Genomic DNA, 23373 nt, shown 5'->3' with positions numbered 1-23373 from the left:
TCCGTCATGCACGCACGGATGGCCACGCACGGCCTGCGGGCGCGCCTGCCTGTCGGGCGGTCAGGCCGGGCCGGCGGCGCCGTCGGGCAGGGCGTGCGCGCCGGCGTTGAGGTAGCCCAGCAGCTCGGCGAGCCGAACCCGGCCGCGCGCACAGCGGCTTTTGATCGTGCCTTCGGCGACGCCGAGCAGGCGGGCGGTGTCAGCCACCGAGTAACCCTGCATGTCGACGGCCACCACCGCGGCCCGTTGCTCGACGGGAAGCCGCATCAAGGCGCGCTGCACCGCCATCGTGGTCTCCACCTGAGCCGTGCGATCGGCCACCGGATAGATGTCTTCCAGCGGCACGGTCGGGTGGGCCTTGGTGCGGCGTAGCCGGTCCAGGCAGGCGTTGACGACGATGCGGTGCAGCCAGCTGCCGACGGCGGCGTCATGCCGAAACGCCCCGGCGCCGCGGTGCGCCGACAGCATGGCGTCTTGCAGCGCGTCTTCTGCATCCTCGGGGGTGCGGGTGGTAAGCCGGGCAAGTCGGTGCAGATGCCGCTGGTGACGACGAAACAGCTCGCCGAAGGCGTAACGGTCGCCGGCCACATGCGCTGCCAGCAGCTCGGCGTCGCTGCGCTCGTACTCGGCGTTTGTCCCGAAGCCCACGGCCGGACATTAACCAATCGCGTATGGCGCGGCACTTCACTCCGAATGCCTTATGTGAGTGTGTGAAACGGGTCGTAGATCAGGACGCGGCCTGGACGGTGATCTCCGAAAAGCCCGCTTGGCTCTTGCCGTTGGTGGATCCCAGCGTGGAGATCCACACCAGCAGATTCGACGTCGGCGAGCCGGCTTTGACCGGGATCACGTTGTGGCCGGGCTTCAATGTGAAGGCGGGGGCCAGCACCGTGGTGTCGTTGAGGCTGGACGGCGTCGGCGAGGATGCCGCGCGGATCTCGACCTTGGTTCCGCTGCTGGGGGTGTCGATGCTGACCTGGCCCACCACGGTCGGGCTGGGCAGCTGCAAGATCAACCCCTCGCCCTGCTTGAAACTGGGGAAGGGGACGGCGTCGGTGTACACCTCGGTGGCCCAGGCCGTCGAGGGATCGCCGTCGATGGCCTGTCCGGCCGTGCCCGCGTTGTCGGGGTCGCCGTCGGGGGAGAAGACCGTCGCCTTGGTGGGTTTGACGACGCTGCCCGCGGCCGCGGGCGGGGCGCTCGACTCCGCCGACGCGGACGACGACGACGAGGGGCCGTTCAGCCCGAGCTCATCCTTGTTGAGACCACCGCCGACGTTGCCGAAGATCTTGCTCACGATCGACGCCAGCACCAGCAGGGCGACCACGATGACGGCAAGGCCGGCGCCGACGCCGATGAGCACGTTGCGCCGGCGGCGCGCGAAGGTTTCCTGTTCCTGACCGGGCGAGAGCAGGGCCGCCGACGGCGAGGGCGAGTCGTCGATCGGACCGAGCACCTCGGTGCGGTCAGCGACCGCGGTGGCCTGCTGGAGCAGGTTCAAAAGCGTTGAGGCGCTGCGTATTCCGCCGTCTTCCTGAACCGCTCGGACGGCGACCGCGGAGATCTGGAAGGGGATGTCGCGGTCCACCGACATGGGCTCGACCGGGTTGCCCGAGGCGTCGCGTTCGGCCGCCGCGAGGCCGCTGCGCACCCCGCTTTCCAGGATCGGCCACCGATTGACCAGCAGCGCGTACAGCGCGGCGCCGATGCCACGGATGTCGTCTTGGGGATTGGCGTCGGGCATGGTCGCCGGGTAGGCCAGGACGACGTCGCCTTCGATGCTGACCCGGACCCGGCTGGGGTGGTCGATCGACAGGGCGACGCCGGCGCGGTGGGCCGCGTCGGCGGCGGCGGCCAGCGACTGCATGGCCCGCACGGCGCCCACCGGCGAGGGTGCGGTGTCCGCCACCTCCTGCAACGAACCGCCCCGGATCCACTCGGAGACCACCAGGCCGCCGGAGCCGGTGTGCACGACGTCGAGCACCCGGGCGATGCCGGGTTTGTCGATGCGGCTCAGCCGCAGGGTGCGCGACAGGATCTCCTGAAGAACCTCTTCCGGCAGGGCACCGTCGGGGTCGACGAAGGTCAGCGCCACCTGCCGGTCCAGCGCGGTGTCCAGCGCCTGCCAGAACTGCAGCGGTGGGGCGCCGCCATGGAACACCAGCAGGCGGTACCGGCCGCCGGCGATACGGGCGCCCGGCACCAGGTGCACGTCGTCGCCGCCGGAGTCCGCGGGACGCTCGCGCGGCGCCTCGAACGGGGTCGTGGTGCGGCGGGGGTCACCCGCGGGGTCGCCGTCGGCCTGGTCGGACGGCCGAGGGGCGGACCGCCGTGCGGCGTCGGCGGGAATGTCGGGCTGGAAGTCGTCGGCGACCGGCCGCGGCTGCGGAGTACCGGAGCCTGCGTTAGGCCCAGCGCTGGGGGCTGCGCTCTCCATCGGGCGGTCGGTCACCTCCGGTCCTTTCGCTAGCCGGGCTCGGTTTGCCCGCTCCGGAGGCCTGCGCCGGATCGGCTCCTGGACCGCACTTACCCCAGGCGGGGACGAATTCCTCTGCTCAGGGTACGTGACCGGGCGCCGGTGGGACGATCCATCCTTGGCACGCGGTTGGCGCGGGCGCGGTCCGCGGCCCGTGATGCGGTAGCGGAGGGCGTCCAGCGCGGCCCGCGCCTCGGGTACCTGAGCGCGCAGCATGACGGCGGCCGTGATCGGCAGCATGATCAGCCCCAGCACGAACAGGCGGAGCAGGGAACCGGCGCCACCGTGCTCGGTGAGTCCGTCCAGCCCGAGCAGCCGGTCGACCACGTGGGCGATCAAGCCGGCCAGCATGGACGCGGTGAGCGTCACCAGGATCGTTCGGATCTCGCCGACACCGACCAGGTGGCCGCCGGCGGGCAGCAGGGTGCGGCGCAGCAGCACGTAGCCGATGACCGCGCCGGCCAGAAATCCGGCCCCGTTGGCCAGCCCCAGATAGCCCGCCACCAGCTTGGGGTCGCCGGTGAGGTGCGGGGCCAGCACCGAGCCCAGGATCTTGACGGCCGTGATGACGAGGATGATGACGATCGGCGTCCACGGCTGCTCACGTGCGTAGAACACCCGCAGCTGCAGGAGCACCAGGCCGTAGGGGATCAGCGTGAAGGCCGAGAGGGTGATCGCGGCACCCAGATATCCGGCGTCGACGTTCCCGAAATGGCCGTAGGCGAACAGGGCGCTGCCCATCGCGGGACCGCCGACCGTCATGAAGGCCACGATCGGGATCAGCGTGATCAAGGTCAACCGGGTGGCCAGCGACAGGTCGCCGAGCACGGCCGCGGTGTCGTCGGCGGCGGCGTTGCGGCTCAGCCGCGGCATCACCACGGTCAGCACCGTCACGCCGATCATGCCGAACGGCAGCATCAGGACCAGCCAGGTGTAGTTGTAGATCGCGGGGCCGGACGCCGCCGCGCTGCTGGCGATCTGGTTGCCGACCACCAGGCCGAGCTGGCTGATCAGCACGTAGAGCACCATTGCGGCGGCCATGGTGCCGAAACGCTTGAGCCGCTGGTCGATTCCCCACAGGGGGCGCAGGTCGACGCGCTGGCGTCGCAGCGCCACCAGCAGCAGCCCGGTTTGGGCGAACACACCCAGCGTGGTGCCGACGGCGAGCACCAGCAGCTTGGCGTTGCCCATCCGGACGGGATCGACCGACAGCTCACCGGGAACCAGCGCGTAGACCGCCAGCGTGACCAGTGCGACGACATTGTTGAGGACCGGCGCCCACGCCGTGGGGCCAAATACGTTGCGGGTGTTCAGGATTGCCATGAACACCGACGTCAGCCCGTAGGCGAGGACCTGGGGGAGTAGCAGGTAGGCGAACGCGATGGTCAGCGGCTCGTTGACCTGTGGGTGGCGGCCCAGCATCAGCCGCACCAGCAGCGGGGCGGCTACGACCGACAGCGCGGTGGCGAAGACCAGCAGCGCCGTGGTCAAGGTGACCAGGCGACGCACGAACGCCGCGCCGCCGTCGGGATCGCTCTGCTCGGCGCGCGCCAGCACCGGCACGAAGATCGCGGTGAAGGTCGCCTCCAGCACCAGCGCCGCCACGAGGTTGGGCAACTGGTTGGCCACCGAGAACGCGCTGGACAACGCGGCCCCCAGGATTGCGGCCAGCAGCACCACGCGGGCGAAGCCGGTCAGCCGGCTGATCAACGTGGCGAACGCCATCCCCCACGACCGGGATACCAGCGCGGCGTCGGACAGCTCGGGTCGTCGACGGTCGATCTCGGCCGCGACGGGCGGCAGCGGACCGGTGGGCGGTGAGCCCGTCACCCGGGGATGCCGCGGCGTGGGCGGGCGGTGGTGTGGTTGGGCCTGCCGATAGGCGGGGGTCATACGCTGTGCTCTTGTTCGACCGGCTGGTCGGCGTCCTCGCCCCGGCGGGCTTCAGCGGCATGCCGGGCATCGGGCGGGTCGGGGCGATCCAGGTCGGCGGGGTCGGGCTGGCCGCGGAATCGGTGCCAGAGCCGGCGGCCGGCCAGTAGGACCAGCACAGCGGCGGCCGACAGCGTGATCGCGAACAGGACTTTGCCGTAGGCGTTGGAATGCACCGAGAGCCGCACCGGCTCGCCCAGCCGCAGACCATCCGGGGTGCGCAGGGTGACGTCGACGGCGACGCGTTGGGTGAAGTTCACCTCGATCGGGATACGCAACGGCAGGTAACCCGGCGGCAGTTCGATCTGACCGACGTCGGTGACGTTCATGCCCGGCGGCGCGTCGACATGCAGCCGCACCCGGATCGGGACGGCCAGCCCGTTGTGCAGCGCCAGCGGCAGCGGGCTGTGCTCGGTGGCCAGAGTGTAGGAGCCGCCCGGGTTGACGATCGTCACGGCGCCGAACAGGTCGTTGATTGTCTTTCCGACCACCGCCAGCCGCTGCTGGGCTAACCCGTTGCGGGTGTCCGGCGATTCGGACTGGCTCAGCGCGCGCAGCATGTCTTCGCGCAGCGGCGCGGTGTACTGGACGCCGGTCAGGCCGGTGCGGTCGTCGGTCATCAACGATGACGTCAACCCCCACAGCCGGCCGACCTGCCCGGCGATGCCGGCGGTGACGTCGTCGCTGAACTGGCCGCGAGCGGAGCTGTAGGACCGGACGCCTTCCGAAGGGTCTGTGCGGGCTGGCGGAGCCTGGTTGGCCTCGGCAATGACCGCCGGCAGCGGGCGCGGTACCGCCAAACCGGAGCGGATGGTGGTGGTCAGCGCGGTCAAGATGACTTGCGCATCGTCGGCTTGGAGGCTCCACGTCGTCGGGGGGACCAGGACCTGGGTGCGCGGGTCGTCACGGCGGAGCGCATGCCAGAAGATCGAACCCAGGGCGTCCTGGCGGCGCGCGGTCGCCGAATCGTGTCCCAGTCGAACCGTCAGCGACGGATCCAGGTAGGTCGGTGCCTCGGGGGTCGCTCCCGCTCCGGCCAGCGCGGCGCCGACGGCCGGGTCGAACGGCGCGACCGTCACCTGTGGGGATAACCGCCGGGGCGCGGTGTCGACGGCGGTCTCAGAGGAGTCCTGCGCCTCGGCGGCCGACAGGTTGGCCGCGGCGATCGCGACCGTGTTGTCGTTGGCGTTGAGCAACTTGACCGCGCGGCTGGTCAGCGGGCCGTCGGGCAGCAGCGTGGCGCCGCGGACAGAGGAGACGTCCAGGATCTTGTCGATGATGCCGTTGGCGCTCGTGGTGGCGATGGCGCTCAGGCCGGGATCGTTGACGCGCTGCAGGGCATCGAGGTCGGCTTGCGCGTAGGGGAGCGGGGCCACGCAGGTGCGGTGCGCCAGCGCCCGCAGGCGGTTCAGCCATTCGACCGCGGTGGCCTGCCCGGCGCCGGGGTGGGTGGGGGTGCCGGGCAGCTGCGCCGGGCCGTCGGGGGAGTTGGACACGACATAGCCGGCGGTCATCGCGTTGACGGTGACCAGCAGATCCGGGTCGATGGCAAGACACAGCGCGCGGCCGATGGCACCGTCCGGGTCGACGTCGTGACTGGTGGCGACTTCGGCCGAGGCCAGCAGGATGTCGAGCCGTCCGCCGCTGGCCAGTGAGGTGGCCAGGTCGTCGTCCACCAGCCGCACCGGAATGGTTCCCCCCGGCACGCCGGGAGCGAGCCTGGGCCGGTCGGCCAGCGGCCACAGCATGGTGATCAGCACCGGTTTAGAGGTGTCGGGTGCGACGGTGGAGCCGATGTCGTCGGCGCGGTCGGGCGGCACCCCGATGACGGGCAGCAGGAATCGCGCATTGTCCAGCCGGGCGGGCGCGCCGTAGTCGGGGGTGCCGTTCACGTTGACCAGGACGGGGTAGATGCCGGGTTTTTCCACGCCCAGCGAGGGCTTGGCCAATGCCCGCAGCGGGGCCGACAGGGTGAAGCCGACTTCCTGCCCGCGCTGCAGTTCGGGCGCCACCGTGAGGAAGTCCGCGGCGGCCTGGTACCCGTCGGTGTCGCCGTCCAGCGTGGTGCGCAACCCCGCGGAGGCGGTGACCGCGCCGGCGTGCTCGAGGCGGACCATGACATCGCGGACCGGACGGTCGCCGATGTTGGTCACCATGCCGCTGACGGTCACGACGGGCGGACTGGTCGTGGTGACGACGTCCGGGGTGACTTGATCGATGCGGACCCGGACAAACGGCGTCACCCCGGGCTCGCCCGCGGCCGCGGGCGGCATCACCGGCCCGGTGAGTACCGCGAGTACGGCCACGATGGCAAGCACGGCGGCGATGCGCGCCGGGCCGGCCCAACGCAGACGCGGAGCTGTCACGGCCCCGGTCCGTGGCCGTTCTTCCGGCTGGCGGCCGGTTTGTCAGAATGCCGAGTCCGCGAGTGCGTCTGCGGGCGGCGGCGCGGCGAGGTGGGCGGCAGCGGCGGAAGCGCGGCCGGACCGTCGCTTTGCAGCTTGTCGATGAGCTCGTCGGCCACCCGGGCCAGGCGGCGCTCGTCGGCGTAGGCAAGCCGGGACGGTAATTCCTTCATCGGCACCCAGGCCACCTCGGCGACCTCGAGGTCGTCGTCGGATAGTTCGCCCCCGGAGAAACGCATCAGATAGTGGTGCACGGTCTTGTGCACCCGACGGCCGTCGGTGACAAACCAATAGTCGATGCGGCCCAATGCGGCCAGCACGCTGCCCCGGATGCCGGTCTCTTCGGCTACTTCTCTAATGGCGGTCTGCTCGGCGGTCTCACCGAGTTCGATGTGTCCTTTGGGCAGCGACCACAGCATCCGCCCGCGCCGGTCAATGCGTCCGATCAGGCCGGCGACCTGCGATTCGCGCGGTCCGTCGAGACCGTCGATGACCAACCCGCCGGCCGAGGTCTCGTGGACGGTGCGCAGCTGGTCCGGCTCGCGGCGAGACGCGCGGGACCGGCGCGATTTGGTGGCCGTCGAGTCACCGGTCACTTGACCGGCGGTCTGGTTCTCGGACGGAGACGCGGCGCCACGGCCCCGGCGCCGTCCCCGGCGCCGACGCGGTTTGCCTTGTTCGCCGTCCGACACCCAAGCGATAGTAGCTGGCACGGCATGTTCTCCCGGAGATACTCGCCGCTGGGTGAGTGCTCGACGTCGCGGCGGAATGCGTCGCTTCAGAGCGGGCCGACCGCCCGGGCGATGACGAAGCCGGGGATGAAGATGAGCAATGAGAGTGGACCCGACAGGGTGCCCAGCAGCATTCCCCGGCGATGACGTGCGGGGCTCCTCACGGGGGCTTTTCGTCTACGGCCGACTAGGCTGATCGAACGTGCCAGACGTCGCCCAGGATGCCGAACTGCTGACCGCCGCCGCGGTCGCCCTGAATCGCCATGCACCCATGCTGGCCGAGCTCGGCTCCGCGTTCGACGCCGCCGGCCACGAGCTCTACCTCGTCGGCGGTTCGGTACGGGATGCATTGTTGGGCAGATTGAGTCCCGACCTGGATTTCACCACCGACGCGCGCCCCGAGCAGGTGCAACAAATCCTGCGGCGGTGGGCCGACAACCTGTGGGACACCGGGATCGAATTCGGCACCGTGGGCGTCGGCAAGGGCGATCACCGCCTCGAGATCACCACCTTTCGCGCCGACACCTACGACCAGGTGTCCCGCAACCCCGAAGTGCGCTTCGGCGATCGCCTCGAAGACGATCTGGTGCGCCGGGACTTCACGGCCAACGCGATGGCCGTGCGCATCACGCCGGAGGGCCCGGGCGAATTCCTCGACCCCCTGGGCGGCCTGGCGGCACTACGCGCGCGGGTGCTGGACACTCCCGCCGCGCCCGAGGTGTCCTTCGGCGACGACCCGTTACGGATGCTGCGCGCGGCGCGGTTCGTTTCGCAGCTCGGCTTCGGTGTCGCGCCGCGGGTGCGCGAGGCGATCGACCGGATGGCCCCGCAGCTGTCCCGAATCAGCGCCGAACGGGTGGCCACCGAGCTGGACAAACTGCTGCTCGGCGACGACCCGACGGCCGGCATCGATCTGTTGGTGCAGACCGGCATGGGCGATGTGGTGCTGCCCGAGGTCGGCGGCATGCAGATGGCCATCGACGAACACCACCAACACAAGGACGTCTATCAACATTCGCTGACCGTGCTCCGCCAGGCGATCGCCTTGGAAGACGACGGCCCGGACCTGGTGCTGCGCTGGGCCGCGCTGCTGCACGACATCGGCAAGCCCGCCACGCGCCGCCACGAACCCAACGGCGGGGTGAGTTTTCACCACCACGAGGTCGTCGGCGCCAAGATGGCCCGAAAGCGGTTGCGGGCGTTGAAGTATTCCAAGCAAATGGTCGAGGACATCTCGCAACTGGTGTATTTGCATCTGCGGTTTCACGGCTACGGCGACGGCAAGTGGACGGATTCCGCGGTGCGCCGCTACGTCACCGATGCCGGCCCGCTGCTGCCCCGGCTGCACAAGCTGGTGCGAGCCGACTGCACCACCCGCAACAAGCGGCGGGCCGCGCGGCTGCAGGCCAGCTATGACCGGCTGGAGGAGCGCATCGCCGAACTGGCCGCCCAAGAAGACCTCGCCCGCGTGCGCCCCGATTTGGACGGCAACCAGATCATGCAGCTGCTCGGCATCCCGGCCGGCCCGCAAGTCGGTGAGGCGTGGCGATTCCTCAAGGAGCTGCGGTTGGAGCGCGGCCCGCTGGACCGCGACGAGGCGACCGCGGAGTTGTTGGCGTGGTGGGAATCTCGGGGGAACGAGTAGCGGTAGGCACGCGTCCGAATACGCATGGATTACTGTTTGGCCGGCGACGACGGTGCGGCCGCCATGTGGCATGGGCAACCCGATCTCGACTTGGACCACGACGGCCGCTTCGAATCGATCGGGCTCGATTTCGACCACGACGGGCTGCGTGACGACGCACTCGCGGATCTCGACGGCGACGGTCTCGTCGACCACGTCGTGCTGGACCTCGACAACGACGGCAGTCCCGAGGCGTATTTCACCGACGACGGTTCCGGAACGTGGGCGGTGGCGACGGACCGGGGCGGCCAACTGCGCTGGTTCGGCCTGGATGGCGTCGAGCACACCGGCGGTCCGTTGGTCGACTTCGACGGCCATGGGCGCGCGGATGCCCGTCTTGTCGATACCGATGGCAACGGGCTGGCCGACCGGGTGCTGCGCTCTGACGAAAACGGTGTGACCGGATACGTCGACACTGACGGCGACGGCAAATGGGATGTCCGGCTGACCGATTCGGACGGCGACGGCCTGGCTGACGGCGCGAGCGCGCTCTGAGGACGGGTTGGTGATGTAACTTCGCGTGTCACCGCGAACGCGATGCAACTTCGCTACCTGAGCGTTTCGTTTCTCGTTGCCGAGGCCGGTGGCGATCCCTGGTCTGTCGACGCCGGCCTGCAGGCCGGACGGCCGGCGCAGATCTCCGCTCTGGCGAGAGCTTTCCGCGACGCCGGCGTGAGCACCGCCGAGGCGGCCATCGCCTTCGAGGCCGCCCGACGGCGTTTCGAGGCATCGTGGAATCACCGCGACGGCGAGCACCCGATCAACGGCGCCGACGAGGTGCAGCGCGTGACGCGGTCGCTGGGGTTGCAGGCTGCGCAATTACCAGTGATCGCAATCGATTTGGAGAACATCGCGGCGGTGCTGGCCGAGGCGCAACGAACCTCCGCGGGGTACCTGGCGGCATTGGAGTACGACCTGGAGGACATCGACGACGAGATTTGCGAGATGCTCGCCGACGACGATATGTGTCGTGCCGACGCTCTACGCGGGGACGCAGTCACCGAAACGCAGGCAGTCGTATTCGCGGTCCGCCAGATACGCGACCAGTATTCCGGCGCGCTGGCCGCTGGCTTATCTGCTCTGCGTGTGGAGGGGGCCGACCCGGCGGAGATCCAAGGCGTCGACGAGCTGTCGATTCCGCTGCCGGACAGCGATCCTGGGCGGGTCGCACGATGGTGGGAATCGTTGAGCGCCAGTCAAAAACAGCTACTGATCGAGCAGCACCCTATCGAGCTGGGAAACCTCAACGGCATACCGGCCGACGTCCGTGACCCGGTCAATCAGGCGGTGATGAAAGACGATCTGCGCAGGGTCGAAGATGTCGCCGGTCGGCGTGCGCTGGTTCCCTCGGCGCTTCGGGACAGCGCGCTGAACAACCGGGACGTCGACATCTTCACCCATCCCGGCGATTACGGGCTGTGCGCTACGGACATCACCCGGTACCAGAACGCGGTGAAAACCAACGACTTCCTCCAGCGCGACAAGGGGCCTGATGGGCTCCGCGTCATGCTGTGGGCGTACGACCCGCTGGCGTTCACCGGCAAGGGCAGGGCGGCCATCGCGATCGGCAACCCGGACAAGTCCCGCAACACGGCCGTCATCGTCCCGGGCACCAATAGCAGCGTCAGGGGAGGATGGATGTCCGACGGGACGGACGACGCCATCAACCTCTACCAGCAGGCTGCGAGGGCCGACCCCCAGCATTCCACCGCGGTGGTGGCCTGGATGGGTTATGACGCACCCGAATTCGAGACACGTTGGCAGCAGGCCATCACCGACCCGTCGAACCTGGAACAGGTCGGTACCCCATGGCGAGCGCGACAGGCGGGGGCGTTGCTGGCCGCCGACGTCAACGGCCTTGCCGCCACGCACGACACGTCGACGCCGAAGCATGTCACCGTTCTCGGGCATTCCTACGGTTCCACGACCGTGGCCGACGCATTCGCCCACAGCGGCATGCATGCCGATGACGCCGTGCTAACCGGTTGCCCGGGAACCGATTTGGCGCGCACCGCGGCAGACTTTCATCTTGACGGCGGCAGGTTGTACGTGGGCGCCGCTTCGACCGATGCGATCAGCTGGATAGGCGCGTCGGGCAGTGGCCTTCCGAACGGACTGAACGCGGCGCTGCACCAGCCGCTGGGCCCGCTGGCCGGGCTCGGCACAGACCCGGTTCATTCGGGATTCGGGTCGGTGCGGTTTCACGCCGAAGTCGCCGGCTCACGCAGCGTCATGCCGTGGTTCACCGACCACTCGCATTACTACGACGTGGGCAGCGAATCACTGCACAACATCACCGAGATCGTGACCGGGCGCGGTGATCAGCTGGCCGGGGAAGGCATGCTGGCGCCCCAACGAGCCGCGGCGCGTGTCGCCATTCCGCTCCAGTTGCACACGCCATTGGGGACGGTTTCGTTACCGCATGTCGGGGTCCAGCTGCCCGTCACTGTCGATCCAGAATGGGATCGGCCGGCGCGGTCGGTCACCACTGGTCATGGGTTTTAAGCGGCGCCAGCCGGGACAGCAATGGTGAATTGACCGCCCGGTATTCCGCATTTAGCCTGATCAAAGCGACTGTGCGCTGAAGACTATGTAGGCAACGCGCATGGATTGAAATTTGGAAGGAGTGCCGATGTTCGTCGATACGGATCTTTTGCACTCCGGGGGTGACCAGTCACACCGCGCGGGCGGGCACGCCCAGGACGGGGCGGATCAGCTGGCTGGCGGAACCGTGGCATCGGGGATGTTCGGTGATTTCGCCGCGGCCGACGCCTTTCACAGTGCGGTCGCCGCCGCACATGACCAGCACGTGAAAACGCTTCAGGGACATAGCGAGACGCTCACGGGAGTGGGCACCAAGGCGCACACCGCGGCCAACGGGTTCACCAATATGGATAAAAACAACGCCGCCGAAATGCACGCGCTGCGACCGAGTTCCGGTCCTTCAACACAGAAGTTCTAAGGAACGCCCGTGACGGAGGGCTGACACGAGCGGCAGTGACCAAGCCTTGGCTCGGGTCGCACACACGGATGGCGCTGCAATGCTCTACAACGCAGCTGCCGAGCCGCCTCTTGAAGCGTAGTACCGGGATGCAGTTCGCGCGTTAGCAATCGCCTACGAAAGCCTGTCGCCCATGGGAAGCAAAGGAGTAACCAGCGATCAGAATCGCGCGCTGTTCTTGACGACGCCAACGCGCGGGACGCGTCCATGAAGCAGCTACGCAACGGTGGCTGAGTGCAGTGCTGCGGCACAAGATTCGCGCGACCTACAAGCTTCACCGGAGTAACGGTTATAGGGGGCAGGCGCGCAACGCCTACCCGAACGGCTGCGGCGGTAGCCCTGTCGCCCGCTTGCCGATCTGCTCCTCAGGACGACTTAATCACTGCGTCCGGAGCAGGTTCATTGTGTTCGGATGCGGCGAAATCGCGGCGCGCGGTGAATTGCTTGCTGTCTGATCGCCTGCTCCACTATTGATTAGGGAGCGGGACACCGGAAAGGTTTGGAAGGTGTCGTGTAACGGGGTTTGCGGGACATGAGGAGGACCTGTGGTGGGAGATCTGCCTTCGAGCCATCGTGAGGGGCAAGCTGGCCCACCACCCGCGGGCAGTTGGCCGCCACCGCATTTCCCGCAACCAGTGTCTCGTCCACGCCCATGGTTGGCGATCGCGGTAGTCGTTACCGCCGCAGTGGCTGTCGCCGCGTTAGTCGTAGCACTGATGCGACCGACCACTGTGCACTCGTCAGCGACCACCACTGCGACGCCTACCCACACGCCAGCGGAGACCGCCGCAGCTCAGCAGCAGTTGTGTGACACATACAACCTGGCGGCGCGCGCCGTGCAAGTTGACACCAATGGCAGCGATAAAGCATTGGCGCGCATCGCACTTACGAATTCGGCCAGCCTGCTGTTCAACGTATCGAAGGATCCAGCCCTCGACGAGCAACACCGTAGCGCTGCTCAGGCTCTAGCGATGGCATACCTGACGGACACGGCGAAAAGCAGCGAGGGAGCCGCTACCGCGGCGGAATTTCAAGAGGCGGTTGCCGATGTGAACGCTAAAGACGCCGCAATGAAAAAGGTCTGCGGTGGCGGTTGATCTCCCTCCTGGCACGTGGACTGCGGCGCTGATCGGGCCATGGTGGCCAGCACCGTCGACAGCTCTTCGGGCTGGCGCCCAGCACTGGAGCCAAGAGTGCGGAGAGCAGCAGCTGTATGCGCAGAACCTGCGCACTCAGTGGACAGCTTTCGCCGCAAATAATAAAGGGCATACAGCAGACGACCTGATATCCAGATTTCAGCAAGGAGAAAAGCTTCATCTGGATCTCGCCGAGAAGTACCAGACCAAGGCGTCGGCGTTTAATTCCGGTGCCGACGCCATTGACTATGCGCGAAGTCGCTTATCGGACATAGCGAATGCGGGAAACAAAGAGATCAATGACATCCTGGCATCAAAAAAGCTTCCCCCGGAGAAGTTAGCGGAGATACAGGCTGTTCAGGCACGCTGCAACGCCGACGCCGCGAATGCCAGTCGGGACGCGACTGACAAGATGATGGCGGCCACGCAAAAGATTCTCGATGCTGAAGGCATTGGCGGTAACGCCCGCAGCTGGGCGCAAGCAAACGGATTCGATGTTGGGGATGCCAAAGCGCCGAACCCGATAAGTCAGCAGGACTTGAATCCGGGGGGCGGCGGTGTGGGCGGTGCCAATCGCGGTGGCGGCGGTGGTGCCGAGGGGCCTCAACGAGCGCCGGCGGCGGGCGTCGTCAATAGGGGAGGGGCTGGAACCAAACCAGGCGGCGTCCACGGTGCGGGCGGCCAGCAGGCGGTTCCCGCAGCAGGCACTTCTAACTGGAATGGTGGCGCACCCCTGCCAGGCGCACAACCAGTGGCTCCGACGGGCCCGTCACTGCCAAGCGGCGGCGGACCAGTATCGCCCGCAATGCCAGGCGTACACGGCGGCGGAATGCCAATGTCGCCGGCCGCTCTGGGTCAAAGCGGCCAACCTGGACTAGGGCAAGCCTTCACGTCCGGCCTCGCGACCGGGCAGGCGACGGGGCCTGGCGGGCAAGCGTTTACGGCGGGCCCGATACAAGCGATGGAGGCCGGGGGACCTCAAACGCCTCAGGCGGTACCAGCGGGGACGCCGACCATCCCCAGCGCGGGGGCATTCATCCCGACAGGCACGCCAGTAGACGCACCCCCAGCCGCGGCCCCCGCGGCGACGACCATCGGGGCAGGCACCTCAGTTGCGCCGGTGATGACCGGTGGCTCATGGTCGTCGCCCGCGCCGACCCTGGGCGGCGGATCTTCCATTCCCTCAGGGTCGTTGCCCGCCTACGGTTCCGACCTGCGCCCGCCGGTGGTTGCGCCTCCATCCGTGCCTTCTGTACCGGCCGGCCCCGTCTCGGGTGCACCGGTAGTTTCTTCGCCGGCATCATCCCCATCCGCGGGCGGACCGCTTGTTTCTCCGGTAGAGCGGACGGCCTCCGGGACCGCCGTGGGCCAGGCCGGTGCGGGTTCGTCGACGATGGCCGGCGCATCGGCAGCGTCTGCGGCTACCGGTGCGACCGCCGGCGCGGCGTCCGCTAGGACGGCCGAACAACAGCGGCTCCAGCGTTTCGTCGACGCGGTGGCCCGGCAGGAGCCGCGGCTGTCGTGGGCGGCGGGGCTGCGCGACGACGGCGCCACGACGCTGCTTGTCACCGACCTCGCTGGCGGCTGGATTCCCCCGCACGTCCGGTTGCCCGCCCACGTCACCCTCCTCGAGCCGTCGGCACGACGCCACGATGCCAACGTGGTGGATCTGCTCGGCGCCATCACGGTCGCCGCTGCCCATCACGCCAACACATATGTTGGTGAGCCCGGCCCCGACGAGCCCGCACTCAGCGGTGATCGACCTGCCCGCTCGGCCGCGCCCGAAATCGATGAGCTTGGGCCCACCCTGGTGGATGCCGTGCGCCGCCGGGACGGCCTTCCGCGTATCGCGCAGGCTTTGGCCGCGCCGGCGGTGCGAAAAACGGGTGTCCTCGACAGCGAAACGGCGCTGCTGCGCGAATTCGTCGCCGATATTCAGCACTCGGTGCTGAGCGCATACCCTCATCACGACCCAGCTGTCGTCGGCGATTGGATGCTTTTGGCGGCCATCGAGGCGCTGATCGACGAGCATGAATACCTTGCGAATTACCACCTGGCTTGGTTTGAGGCGATCAGTCATAGGAGCGGTTCGTAGTTACCCGCAGTAGTTGGGTGAATAGCTTTGCCGAAGTTTTGTGCCAAAATTGCCGTACCAGCGCTCGACCGCACCAGCATGAAGCGTTCGGGGGCTTTGCGACCGGGGTGGAGGTGAGATTGTGAATCAGCCGATCAGTCACGACTTTGCGACTACTACCGGGTTGACCAGTGGAATGCCATTTCCACCCCCGCAGCCGGGCCCCGGTCACCCACCCGGCGCGTCGCCTGTGGACGGCGCCGGCGGCGCATTAACCGGAGTCGGCAACGCCGGTGTCCCAAAAGACGCAGCAGATGCTGCGGAAGCCGACGCTGACCGCCGCGCCCACGCCGCCGACGCCGCGGCGAAGTTCCCGGCCAATGAGGCGAACGGGCAGCAGGAAATGCAGATGATCCAGCAGATGCTGCAGAGCGTTACCGGAGCGCTCGGCGGCGCGATAGGTGGCGTCATGGGTCCCATGACGCAGCTCCCGCAGCAGGCGATGCAGGCGGGTCAGAGCGCGCTTCAGCCGCTGATGAGCGCGGTGCAGGGCGGCGCCCACGGTGTCGGGCTGGCCAGCGACGCGCACCTGGTCGACAGCGTCGGCAGCGGCGGCGGCTCCGGACTGGGGACCGGCGCCGGCGGCGGCGGTGGTCTTGGCGGTGGCGGCACGACCCCGGCCAGCTCGCTGGGCCCGCCGCCCGTGCCGACGTCGTCCCCGCCGACCACACCCGCGGGCGCCAAGGCGGCGATGATGCCGCCGATTGGTGGAACGCCCGCCGCGACCGGGCAATCCGGTATGACCGGCATGCCGATGATGCCGCCGGGCGCGATGGGCCACGGCGGCGAGGGCGGCACTAAGGACAAACCGGTCGAGAAGCGGGTCACGGCCCCCGGCGTGCCCAACGGCCAGCCGGTCAAGGGCCGCTTGACCATCCCGCCCAGCGCCCCGGGCAGCAAGTCCGGCGAGGCGAAGCCGACCGTGGTCACCAATAGGCCCAACCGCCGGATCGTGATCATGCCGTCCGAGGACGAGCCGAAAGAATAACTTCTCACCCCATCGAAAGGTGAGTGGTAGGGCAGTTCGCGCGGCAGTAGTGTCGCTACGTAAATCGCGGCCGACCGGTGCCAGTGTGCGGGTCAATTGGGTTGCTCGTTATTGACAGCAGAACCGTCGATGCGGGCATGCTATTGGTACGTCTGCAGCGACCGCGGAATACGCGGCCAGAAGGGTGTGGGAGTACTAGCGCGAGTGTCCGGCAAGGATGCGGCGCCGCGAGGGCGCATAAGTGGATCAGGGCGGGGAGGCCGGTGACCGATCCCCTCAAAGTCCAAGCGGTCACGGCGTTGTCTCGCGCCCACAATCTGTTCGCGGGAGCCGTCACGGGCGACGGCATCGTTGACACACCGGCGCAGGTGCAGGCTCAGGCGGAGGCGGCAACGCGCCGCACCGGTGACCTGCCGGGCGCGGCGGCGACGCGGTCGGCCGCCTCGATAGCGCAGTTGGCGCGGTTGGCGCATTCCGACCGTGCGCTAGGACAGCTCATCGCCGCCGCGAGGGCCGACCATGCGCAGGGCCACGCGGCGACGCGGACGGTACTCGACTCGGCCTTGACGGACATGACGCCGGCCGCCGATACGCCGATGGGCCGCCGCGAGGCGGGCGCCCGCATGGCGGCCCGACTGCGGGCCCAACATCGTCATGTCGCGGGATCGCGTCGGCGGGCAAGGCTGCTCGCGCGCAGGTTCCGACGCTTGCACTACCTACGAGGGCGGTCGATGCACAGCAACCAGGCCGGCGGCCGCCCGGCGGTGTTGGCGGCTATCCGTAAAGCCTTGGATATCAAGGGAATTAATGATCCGGCGGCACGCGCTCGCTGGGAACGCGGCATGGACCTGGTGGCCCGCCGCGAATCCAGCTACGACGCAACCGCGGTCAACGGCTGGGATTCCAACGCGGCTCGGGGCACGCCGAGTAAGGGTGCCTGGCAATTCATCGCGCCGACGTTCGCGGCGTATCACCAGCCGGGGACCTCGCGCGATATCCACAATCTGGTGGCCCAGGCGTGCGCGTTCATCAACTATGCGATGGGCCGCTACGGCGTGGCCGTCGACGCGTCGAATTTGGCTGATCGGATTCAGCAGGCCGATCCTCACCGAGCTCCCAAGGGGTACTGAGCATGCCGCTGAGTTTGTCTAACCGCGACCAGAACTCTGGGCACCTGTTCTACAACCGGCGGCTGCGCGCGGCGACCACTCGCTTTTCGGTGCGCATGAAACACGACGACCGCAAGCAGACCGCCGCCTTGGTGTTGTCGGTGCTGCTGGTAGCCATCGCCTGCGGCTGGATGCTGCTGCTGAACGTACTGAAACCCACTGGCATTGTGGGAGATTCGGCGATCATCGGCGACCGCGATTCCGGGGCGCTCTATGCCAAGATCGACGGCAGGCTCTACCCGGTGCTGAATTTGACATCCGCGCGGCTGGCGACGGGCACGGCGAATCAGCCGACGTGGGTGAAACCCGCCGAGATAGCGAAGTATCCGACGGGGCCGCTGGTCGGCATCCCGGGCGCGCCGGCGGCGATGCCGGTACATCGGGGTGCGACGTCGGCGTGGGCGGTGTGCGACACGGCGGGACGGCCGCGCAGCCCGGAACGACCGGTGGTGACCTCGATCGCCGGCGTACTCGACGGGTTCGACCGCGCGACCCCGCTGAGTGACGACGCCGGAATTCTGGTCACGTTCGAGGGCAACACCTTTGTGATCTGGGGCGGCAAGCGCTCGCAGATCGATCCGTCGAACAGGGCTATCACGCTGAGCCTGGGGCTCGACCCGGGAGTGACGCTGCCGGTAGAGATTTCGCGGGCCCTCTATGACGCGCTGCCCGCGACCGAACCGCTCGGCATACCCGCGGTGCCCCTGGCGGGCACGCCGTCGACGTGGGTTTCGGGATCACAGGTCGGCGCGGTGTTGCAGGCCCAGACCGCCAGCGGCGGCAAGCAGTTCTACGTGCTGTTGCCCGACGGGGTGCAAAAGGTCACCAGCTTCGTCGCCGACCTGTTGCGCAGCGCCAACTCCTACGGCTCGACCGCACCCCGCGTGGTGGCGCCCGACGTGCTGGTCAACATCCCCGAGGTGTCCTCGCTGGCGGTGGACTACTACCCGACCAAGCGTCTGAATTTCGTTGACACCGCGGCCGATCCGACCACCTGCGTGGGCTGGCAGAAGGGCTCGACGGATCCGCAGGCGCGGGTTGTGGTCTACAACGGACGGGGACTTCCCACGCCGTCGTACCTGGACAACCGCATTGTCCATCTGGTGCGTGATGACCGGGACCCGGCGTCGGTGGTCGCCAACCAGGTGCTGGTGCTGCCGGGGGCGGCGAACTTCGTGACGTCGACCAGCGGCGTGGCGACCTCGGACTCCCGGGAGTCGCTGTTCTGGGTTTCCGACAACGGGGTGCGGTTCGGCATCAACAACGACGACACGACGTTACGCGCGCTCGGGCTCGACGCGGGTTCGGCGGTGCAGGCGCCGTGGCCGCTGCTGCGAACCTTCGCCGCGGGCCCGGCACTGTCAAGGGACGCGGCGCTTTTGGCGCGGGACACCGTGCCGGCGCTCGGCCAGGTGGCTGTGGTGACGACATCGGCGAAGCCGGGAGGCTAGAGAATGTCCAAGAAAGCGTTCCCCATCAACCGCGTCAAAATCGAGCCGCCGAAACCGGTTCGGGTAGCACCGAGCGCGCCGATCGCGTTGCCGGAACGCGAGCCGCGCAACATCTGGGTGATGATCGGTGTGCCGGCGCTGATCGTCGCGCTCATCGGCACCATCGTCATGCTCTATGTGTCCGGTGTGCGCAGCCTGACCACCGGCTTCTTCCCGCTGATGGGCATCGGCGCCTTTAGCATGCTGGCCTTCTCCGGCCGCTTCGGCCGCGCCCGCAAAATCACCTGGGGCGAAATGGAAAAGGGCCGTCGACGCTATCTGCGTGACCTCGACGGCAACCGCGACGAGATCCAGACCGCCGTGTGCGCCCAACGGGAATGGCAGAACTTCGTGCACGCCGACCCGCGCGGGCTCGGCGCCATCATCGGCGGCCCCCGGATGTGGGAACGCGGCCGCGGCGACGCGGACTTCCTCGAGGTGCGGCTCGGCACCGGCGTGCAGCACGCTCCGGACTCGGTGCTGTCGGTGACCTGGCCCGACATCGCCTCGGATGAGGAGCTCGAACCCGTCACCGGGCAGGCGCTGCGCGATTTCATCTTGGAACAGCGCAAGATTCGCGACATCGCCAAGGTGGTCAACCTGCGCTCGGCGCCCGGCTTCAGCTTCGTCGGCGAGGACCTGGACCGGCTCCGGTCGCTGATGCGCTCGGTGCTGTGCTCCCTGGCGGTCTTCCACAACCCGCGCGACGTCAAGCTGTTGGTGGTGACCCGCAATCCGGAGGTGTGGTCGTGGATCGTGTGGCTGCCGCACAACCTGCACGACGAACTGTTCGATGCGTGCGGGTTTAGGCGCCTGGTCTTCGCGACGCCCGAGGAACTCGAAGAGACCCTCGGTGCCGAGCTGCACATGAAGGGCAAGCGCGGCGCATGGACACCGCTGGCTGCGGCCAGCCCCACCGCCATGGGTTCTGCCCTGGAAACCGGCACGGACACAGTCGATCTGGGCCCGCACCTGGTGATCGTCGACGACAACACCGGCAGCCCTGACGCGTGGGAGAGCGTGGTCGGTCAGGTCGGCAAGGCGGGGATTACGCTGCTGCGCATCGCTTCCCGGATCGGCACCGGCGTGGGCTTCGCCCCCGACCAGGTATTCGACCTCAGCGAACGCCACAGCTCACCCAACGGCTCGACCAATGGCGAAATCGCCCTGCACCGCAACGGCTCCGACGCCGACGGTGAAGACGACCGCCCGGCGCCCCTGCTGCGGGTACGCAACAAGTTCTTCGCCCACGCCGACCAGCTATCCGTGCACCGCGCCTACCGCTACGCGCGGGCGATGGCCCGGTGGTCGCCGACCAGCCGCAGCGAGATCGACGACTCGGTCAGTGGCGCAACCGAATTGCTGCGAGCCCTGGGCATCAACGACCCGCGCGAATTGGACGTCGATCGACTGTGGGCCGAGCGGCGGGGACGCGGCGACGAGCGCTGGTGCGAGGTCCCGGTCGGCGCCAAACCCAACGGCGAGCTGCAGAACATCATCATCCGCGCGAAAGACTTCGGCGGCTTCGGGTTTCACTCCGTGGTGATCGGTACCAGTGGCTCGGGTAAGTCGGAGTTCTTCCTGTCGTTGGTCTACGGCATCGCGCTGACCCACTCCCCGGAGACCTTCAACGTCATCTTCGTCGACATGAAGTTCGAGTCGGCGGCACAAGACATCCTGGGCATCCCGCACGTGGTGGCCGCGCTGTCGAACCTCGGCAAAGACGAACGACACCTGGCCGAGCGGATGCGCAGGGTCATCGACGGCGAGATCAAGCAGCGCTACGAGCTGTTCACCTCGGTGGGCGCCCGTGACGCCAACGACTACGAGGAGATCCGGCTCGCCGGGCGCGATCTGCCGCCGGTGCCGGTGCTGCTCGTCATCGTCGACGAGTACCTGGAGCTGTTCGCCAACCACGAGAAGTGGATCAACCTCATCATCCACATCGGCCAGGAGGGCCGCGGCGCCAACGTCTTCTTCATGCTGGGCGGGCAGCGCCTGGATCTGTCTTCGCTGCAAAAGGTCAAGTCCAACATCGCCTTCCGCATCGCCCTGCGCGCCGAGTCCGGTGACGACAGCCGCGAGGTGATCGGCTCCGACGCCGCCTACCACCTGCCGTCGAAGGAAAACGGTTTCGGTCTGCTGAAGGTGGGACCGCGCGATCTCGAACCGTTCCGCTGCTTCTATCTGTCCGCTCCGTTCGTGGTACCGAAGACCAAGGAGGTCGCTACCACTGTCGACATGACGTTGACCAAGCCGCGGTTGTACAACTGGCAGTTCCAGCCGCTGGACGCCTCCGACGCCACGGCACTGGAGGCCGCCGCCGCAGTCGACGCCGAGCCCGACGAATTCCTTTATTACGACGACGGTTTCAAGCGGAAGAAGATCGTCGACGTCCTGCGGGAGTCGCTGCACAACGTGCCGCACCGCTCGCCGCGCCGTCCGTGGCTGGAGCCGCTGGAGGAGCCGGAGACCATCGACGCCCTGGTCGCGGGCTACCGGGGCAAGCCCTGGCACGTCGACTACGGCCGCAATCCCGGGCTGATGTTCCCGGTGGGTGTCATGGACATCCCCGAAGAGTCCAAGCAGGTCGTGCATGCGGTGGATGCATTGCGCAGCAACGTGATCGTGGTGGGGGCCAAGCAGCGCGGCAAGACCACCACGCTGATGACGCTGATGTGCTCGGCCGCAACGATGTACAGCCCGTCGCGCGTGACGTTCTTCTGCATCGGCGGGGCGACTCTCGCCCAGGCCGCCTCGCTGCCGCACGTCACCGACATCGTGTCGCCGAAAGACGCCGAGGGCATCGAGCGGATCTTGAGCAGCATGGACGCCCTGATCGACGCCCGCGAGGATTCGTTCCGGCGCCTCAAGATCGATCTCGACGGTTTCCGCGAACGCCGGTTCGGTCCGGGCAGCGACGGCCTGGGCGGCACCGACGCCAACGACCCGTTCGGTGACGTGTTCGTGGTGGTCGACGACTACGACGACCTGTACTCGAAAGACACCGTGCTCGGCGATCGCATCATCTCGTTGAGCAGCCGCGGCCCCGAATACGGGGTGCACGTGATGTGCAGCGCCGGTGGCTGGATTCACGGGCAGCGGCAGAGCCTGCTGCAAAACGCCACCGCCCGAATCCAATTGCGACTGGCCGACCCGAGTGAAAGCCAGATGGGCCACTCGTCGCTCGAGTCGCGGGACGCGGCACGGCGGACGCTGAACCGGCCCGGCTTCGGCCTGACGGACAGCTTGCACGAGCTGCGGGTGGGTGTGCCGGCACTGACCGATCCCGCCACCGGCGCCGTGGTCAGCATCGTCGACGTGGGCGCCCGCATCGCGGACGTCGCCGGGGTCACCAAGCACGCCACCCTGCAGCGACTGCCGCAGCGGGTGGCGCTCAGGGCGATTCTGGACTACGAGGCCGCCCACCCCAGCGCCCTTCCATCCCAAGACCTCTCGATCAGCTTCGCCATCGGCGAGCGTCACGAACTGGGCCCGGTCCCGATCAAGCTGCGCGAGAGCCCCGGATTGATGATCCTGGGACGGCAAGGGTGCGGAAAGACCATGTCGCTGGTGGCCATTGGCGAAGCCATCATGAACCGATTCAGCCCCGAAGAGGCGCAGCTGACGCTGATCGACCCCAAGACCGCACCGCATGGACTGCGCGATCTGCACGGACCCGGATACGTCAGCGCGTACGCCTACGACCAGGACGAGATCGACGAGGTGATCACCGCCCTGGCGCAGCAGGTACTGCTGCCCCGGCTGCCCCCGAAAGGCCTGAGCCAGGAGGAGTTACGGGCGCTCAAGCCGTGGGAAGGTCCGCGGCACTTCGTCCTCATCGACGACATCCAGGACCTGCGCCCCGACCAGAGCTACCCACCCAAGCCGCCGGTGGGCGCGGCGCTGTGGAAGCTGATGGAACGCGCACGGCAGATCGGCTTGCACGTCTTCACCACCCGCAACAGCGCGAACTGGGCGACGCTGCAGATGGATCCGTGGATGCGCTTCCAGAACTCGGCGAAAGTGGCCCAGCTCTACATGGACAACGACCCACAGAACCGGATCAACCGGAACGTCCGGGCTCAGACGCTGCCGCCGGGACGTGGCTTGCTGGTCGGCGTCGACGGCGACGTCGAAGGTGTACTGGTCGGGCTGCCCTCGTCGGTCCTACCGCCGCAGCAGTAAGCAACTGCGCCACGATGCGCCGCGCTGACGATCGAGTGG

14 protein-coding genes are annotated in these 23373 nt (G+C 67.9%); 10 read left to right on the top strand and 4 right to left on the bottom strand.

Annotated elements, in window-relative coordinates; translation table 11 throughout:
• Positions 1 to 60: 60 nt before the first annotated feature.
• From sigM to ACIUM1_RS14175, 4 genes are all read right to left on the bottom strand, one after another.
• Entirely contained in the window at positions 61 to 648 is a 588-nt protein-coding gene (gene sigM, locus ACIUM1_RS14190; RefSeq protein WP_406813327.1) for an RNA polymerase sigma factor SigM, read from the bottom strand.
• Between the two features lie 79 nt (positions 649 to 727).
• The gene (locus ACIUM1_RS14185) at positions 728 to 4369 is read right to left on the bottom strand and encodes a lipid II flippase MurJ (RefSeq protein ID WP_406813326.1); all 3642 of its coding nucleotides are present in this window, start codon (positions 4367 to 4369) and stop codon (positions 728 to 730) included.
• Positions 4366 to 6774, bottom strand: a complete 2409-nt coding sequence (locus tag ACIUM1_RS14180) for a hypothetical protein (protein WP_406813325.1) — start codon at positions 6772 to 6774, stop codon at positions 4366 to 4368. Before ACIUM1_RS14180 ends, ACIUM1_RS14185 begins: the two co-directional genes overlap by 4 nt.
• Entirely contained in the window at positions 6771 to 7505 is a 735-nt protein-coding gene (locus tag ACIUM1_RS14175) for an NUDIX hydrolase (RefSeq protein WP_406813324.1), read from the bottom strand. The genes ACIUM1_RS14180 and ACIUM1_RS14175 overlap by 4 nt, the downstream gene beginning before the upstream one ends.
• Positions 7506 to 7746: 241 nt before the next feature.
• On the opposite strand from ACIUM1_RS14175, the gene ACIUM1_RS14170 reads away from it, so the two are divergent.
• From ACIUM1_RS14170 to eccCa, 10 genes are all read left to right on the top strand, one after another.
• Positions 7747 to 9189, top strand: a complete 1443-nt coding sequence (locus ACIUM1_RS14170; protein ID WP_406813323.1) for a CCA tRNA nucleotidyltransferase — start codon at positions 7747 to 7749, stop codon at positions 9187 to 9189.
• A 24-nt stretch (positions 9190 to 9213) separates the two neighbouring features.
• Positions 9214 to 9723: a pullulanase gene (locus ACIUM1_RS14165; protein ID WP_406813322.1), complete on the top strand. Its 510-nt coding sequence runs from the start codon at positions 9214 to 9216 to the stop codon at positions 9721 to 9723.
• A 42-nt stretch (positions 9724 to 9765) separates the two neighbouring features.
• The gene (locus ACIUM1_RS14160) at positions 9766 to 11733 is read left to right on the top strand and encodes an alpha/beta hydrolase (RefSeq protein WP_406813321.1); all 1968 of its coding nucleotides are present in this window, start codon (positions 9766 to 9768) and stop codon (positions 11731 to 11733) included.
• A 127-nt stretch (positions 11734 to 11860) separates the two neighbouring features.
• On the top strand, positions 11861 to 12190 hold the full coding sequence (locus ACIUM1_RS14155) for a DUF2563 family protein (protein ID WP_406817677.1): 330 nt from the start codon (positions 11861 to 11863) through the stop codon (positions 12188 to 12190).
• Between the two features lie 584 nt (positions 12191 to 12774).
• Positions 12775 to 13326 (top strand): hypothetical protein, encoded by a 552-nt coding sequence (locus ACIUM1_RS14150; protein ID WP_406813320.1) that lies wholly within the window; start codon positions 12775 to 12777, stop codon positions 13324 to 13326.
• Between the two features lie 1402 nt (positions 13327 to 14728).
• Positions 14729 to 15460 carry a DUF5631 domain-containing protein gene (locus tag ACIUM1_RS14145; RefSeq protein WP_406813319.1) on the top strand — a complete coding sequence of 244 codons (732 nt, stop codon included), beginning with the start codon at positions 14729 to 14731 and terminating at the stop codon, positions 15458 to 15460.
• Between the two features lie 175 nt (positions 15461 to 15635).
• Complete coding sequence (locus ACIUM1_RS14140; RefSeq protein WP_406813318.1) at positions 15636 to 16487, top strand: hypothetical protein; 852 nt, start codon at positions 15636 to 15638, stop codon at positions 16485 to 16487.
• A 263-nt stretch (positions 16488 to 16750) separates the two neighbouring features.
• Positions 16751 to 17617 carry a transglycosylase gene (locus ACIUM1_RS14135; RefSeq protein WP_406813317.1) on the top strand — a complete coding sequence of 289 codons (867 nt, stop codon included), beginning with the start codon at positions 16751 to 16753 and terminating at the stop codon, positions 17615 to 17617.
• Positions 17618 to 17619: 2 nt separating this feature from the next.
• Complete coding sequence (gene eccB / locus ACIUM1_RS14130) at positions 17620 to 19107, top strand: type VII secretion protein EccB (protein WP_406813316.1); 1488 nt, start codon at positions 17620 to 17622, stop codon at positions 19105 to 19107.
• A 3-nt stretch (positions 19108 to 19110) separates the two neighbouring features.
• A complete protein-coding gene (gene eccCa / locus ACIUM1_RS14125; protein WP_406813315.1) occupies positions 19111 to 23334 on the top strand; it encodes a type VII secretion protein EccCa in 4224 nt (1407 codons plus the stop codon).
• The last annotated feature ends 39 nt before the right edge of the window (positions 23335 to 23373 follow it).

This window comes from Mycobacterium sp. M23085 (assembly GCF_045343915.1).
Taxonomy (GTDB): domain Bacteria; phylum Actinomycetota; class Actinomycetes; order Mycobacteriales; family Mycobacteriaceae; genus Mycobacterium.
Note: the sequence above shows the minus strand (reverse complement) of the source record. Positions and strands in the feature narration are given on the sequence as shown.

Coding starts and splice junctions, on each gene's coding strand:
- ACIUM1_RS14185 (WP_406813326.1), bottom strand. CDS start 4,369: ATGACCCCCGCCTATCGGCAGGCCCAACCACACCACCGCCCGCCCACG.
- ACIUM1_RS14165 (WP_406813322.1), top strand. CDS start 9,214: ATGGATTACTGTTTGGCCGGCGACGACGGTGCGGCCGCCATGTGGCAT.
- ACIUM1_RS14160 (WP_406813321.1), top strand. CDS start 9,766: ATGCAACTTCGCTACCTGAGCGTTTCGTTTCTCGTTGCCGAGGCCGGT.
- ACIUM1_RS14155 (WP_406817677.1), top strand. CDS start 11,861: ATGTTCGTCGATACGGATCTTTTGCACTCCGGGGGTGACCAGTCACAC.
- ACIUM1_RS14140 (WP_406813318.1), top strand. CDS start 15,636: ATGCCATTTCCACCCCCGCAGCCGGGCCCCGGTCACCCACCCGGCGCG.
- eccB (WP_406813316.1), top strand. CDS start 17,620: ATGCCGCTGAGTTTGTCTAACCGCGACCAGAACTCTGGGCACCTGTTC.
- eccCa (WP_406813315.1), top strand. CDS start 19,111: ATGTCCAAGAAAGCGTTCCCCATCAACCGCGTCAAAATCGAGCCGCCG.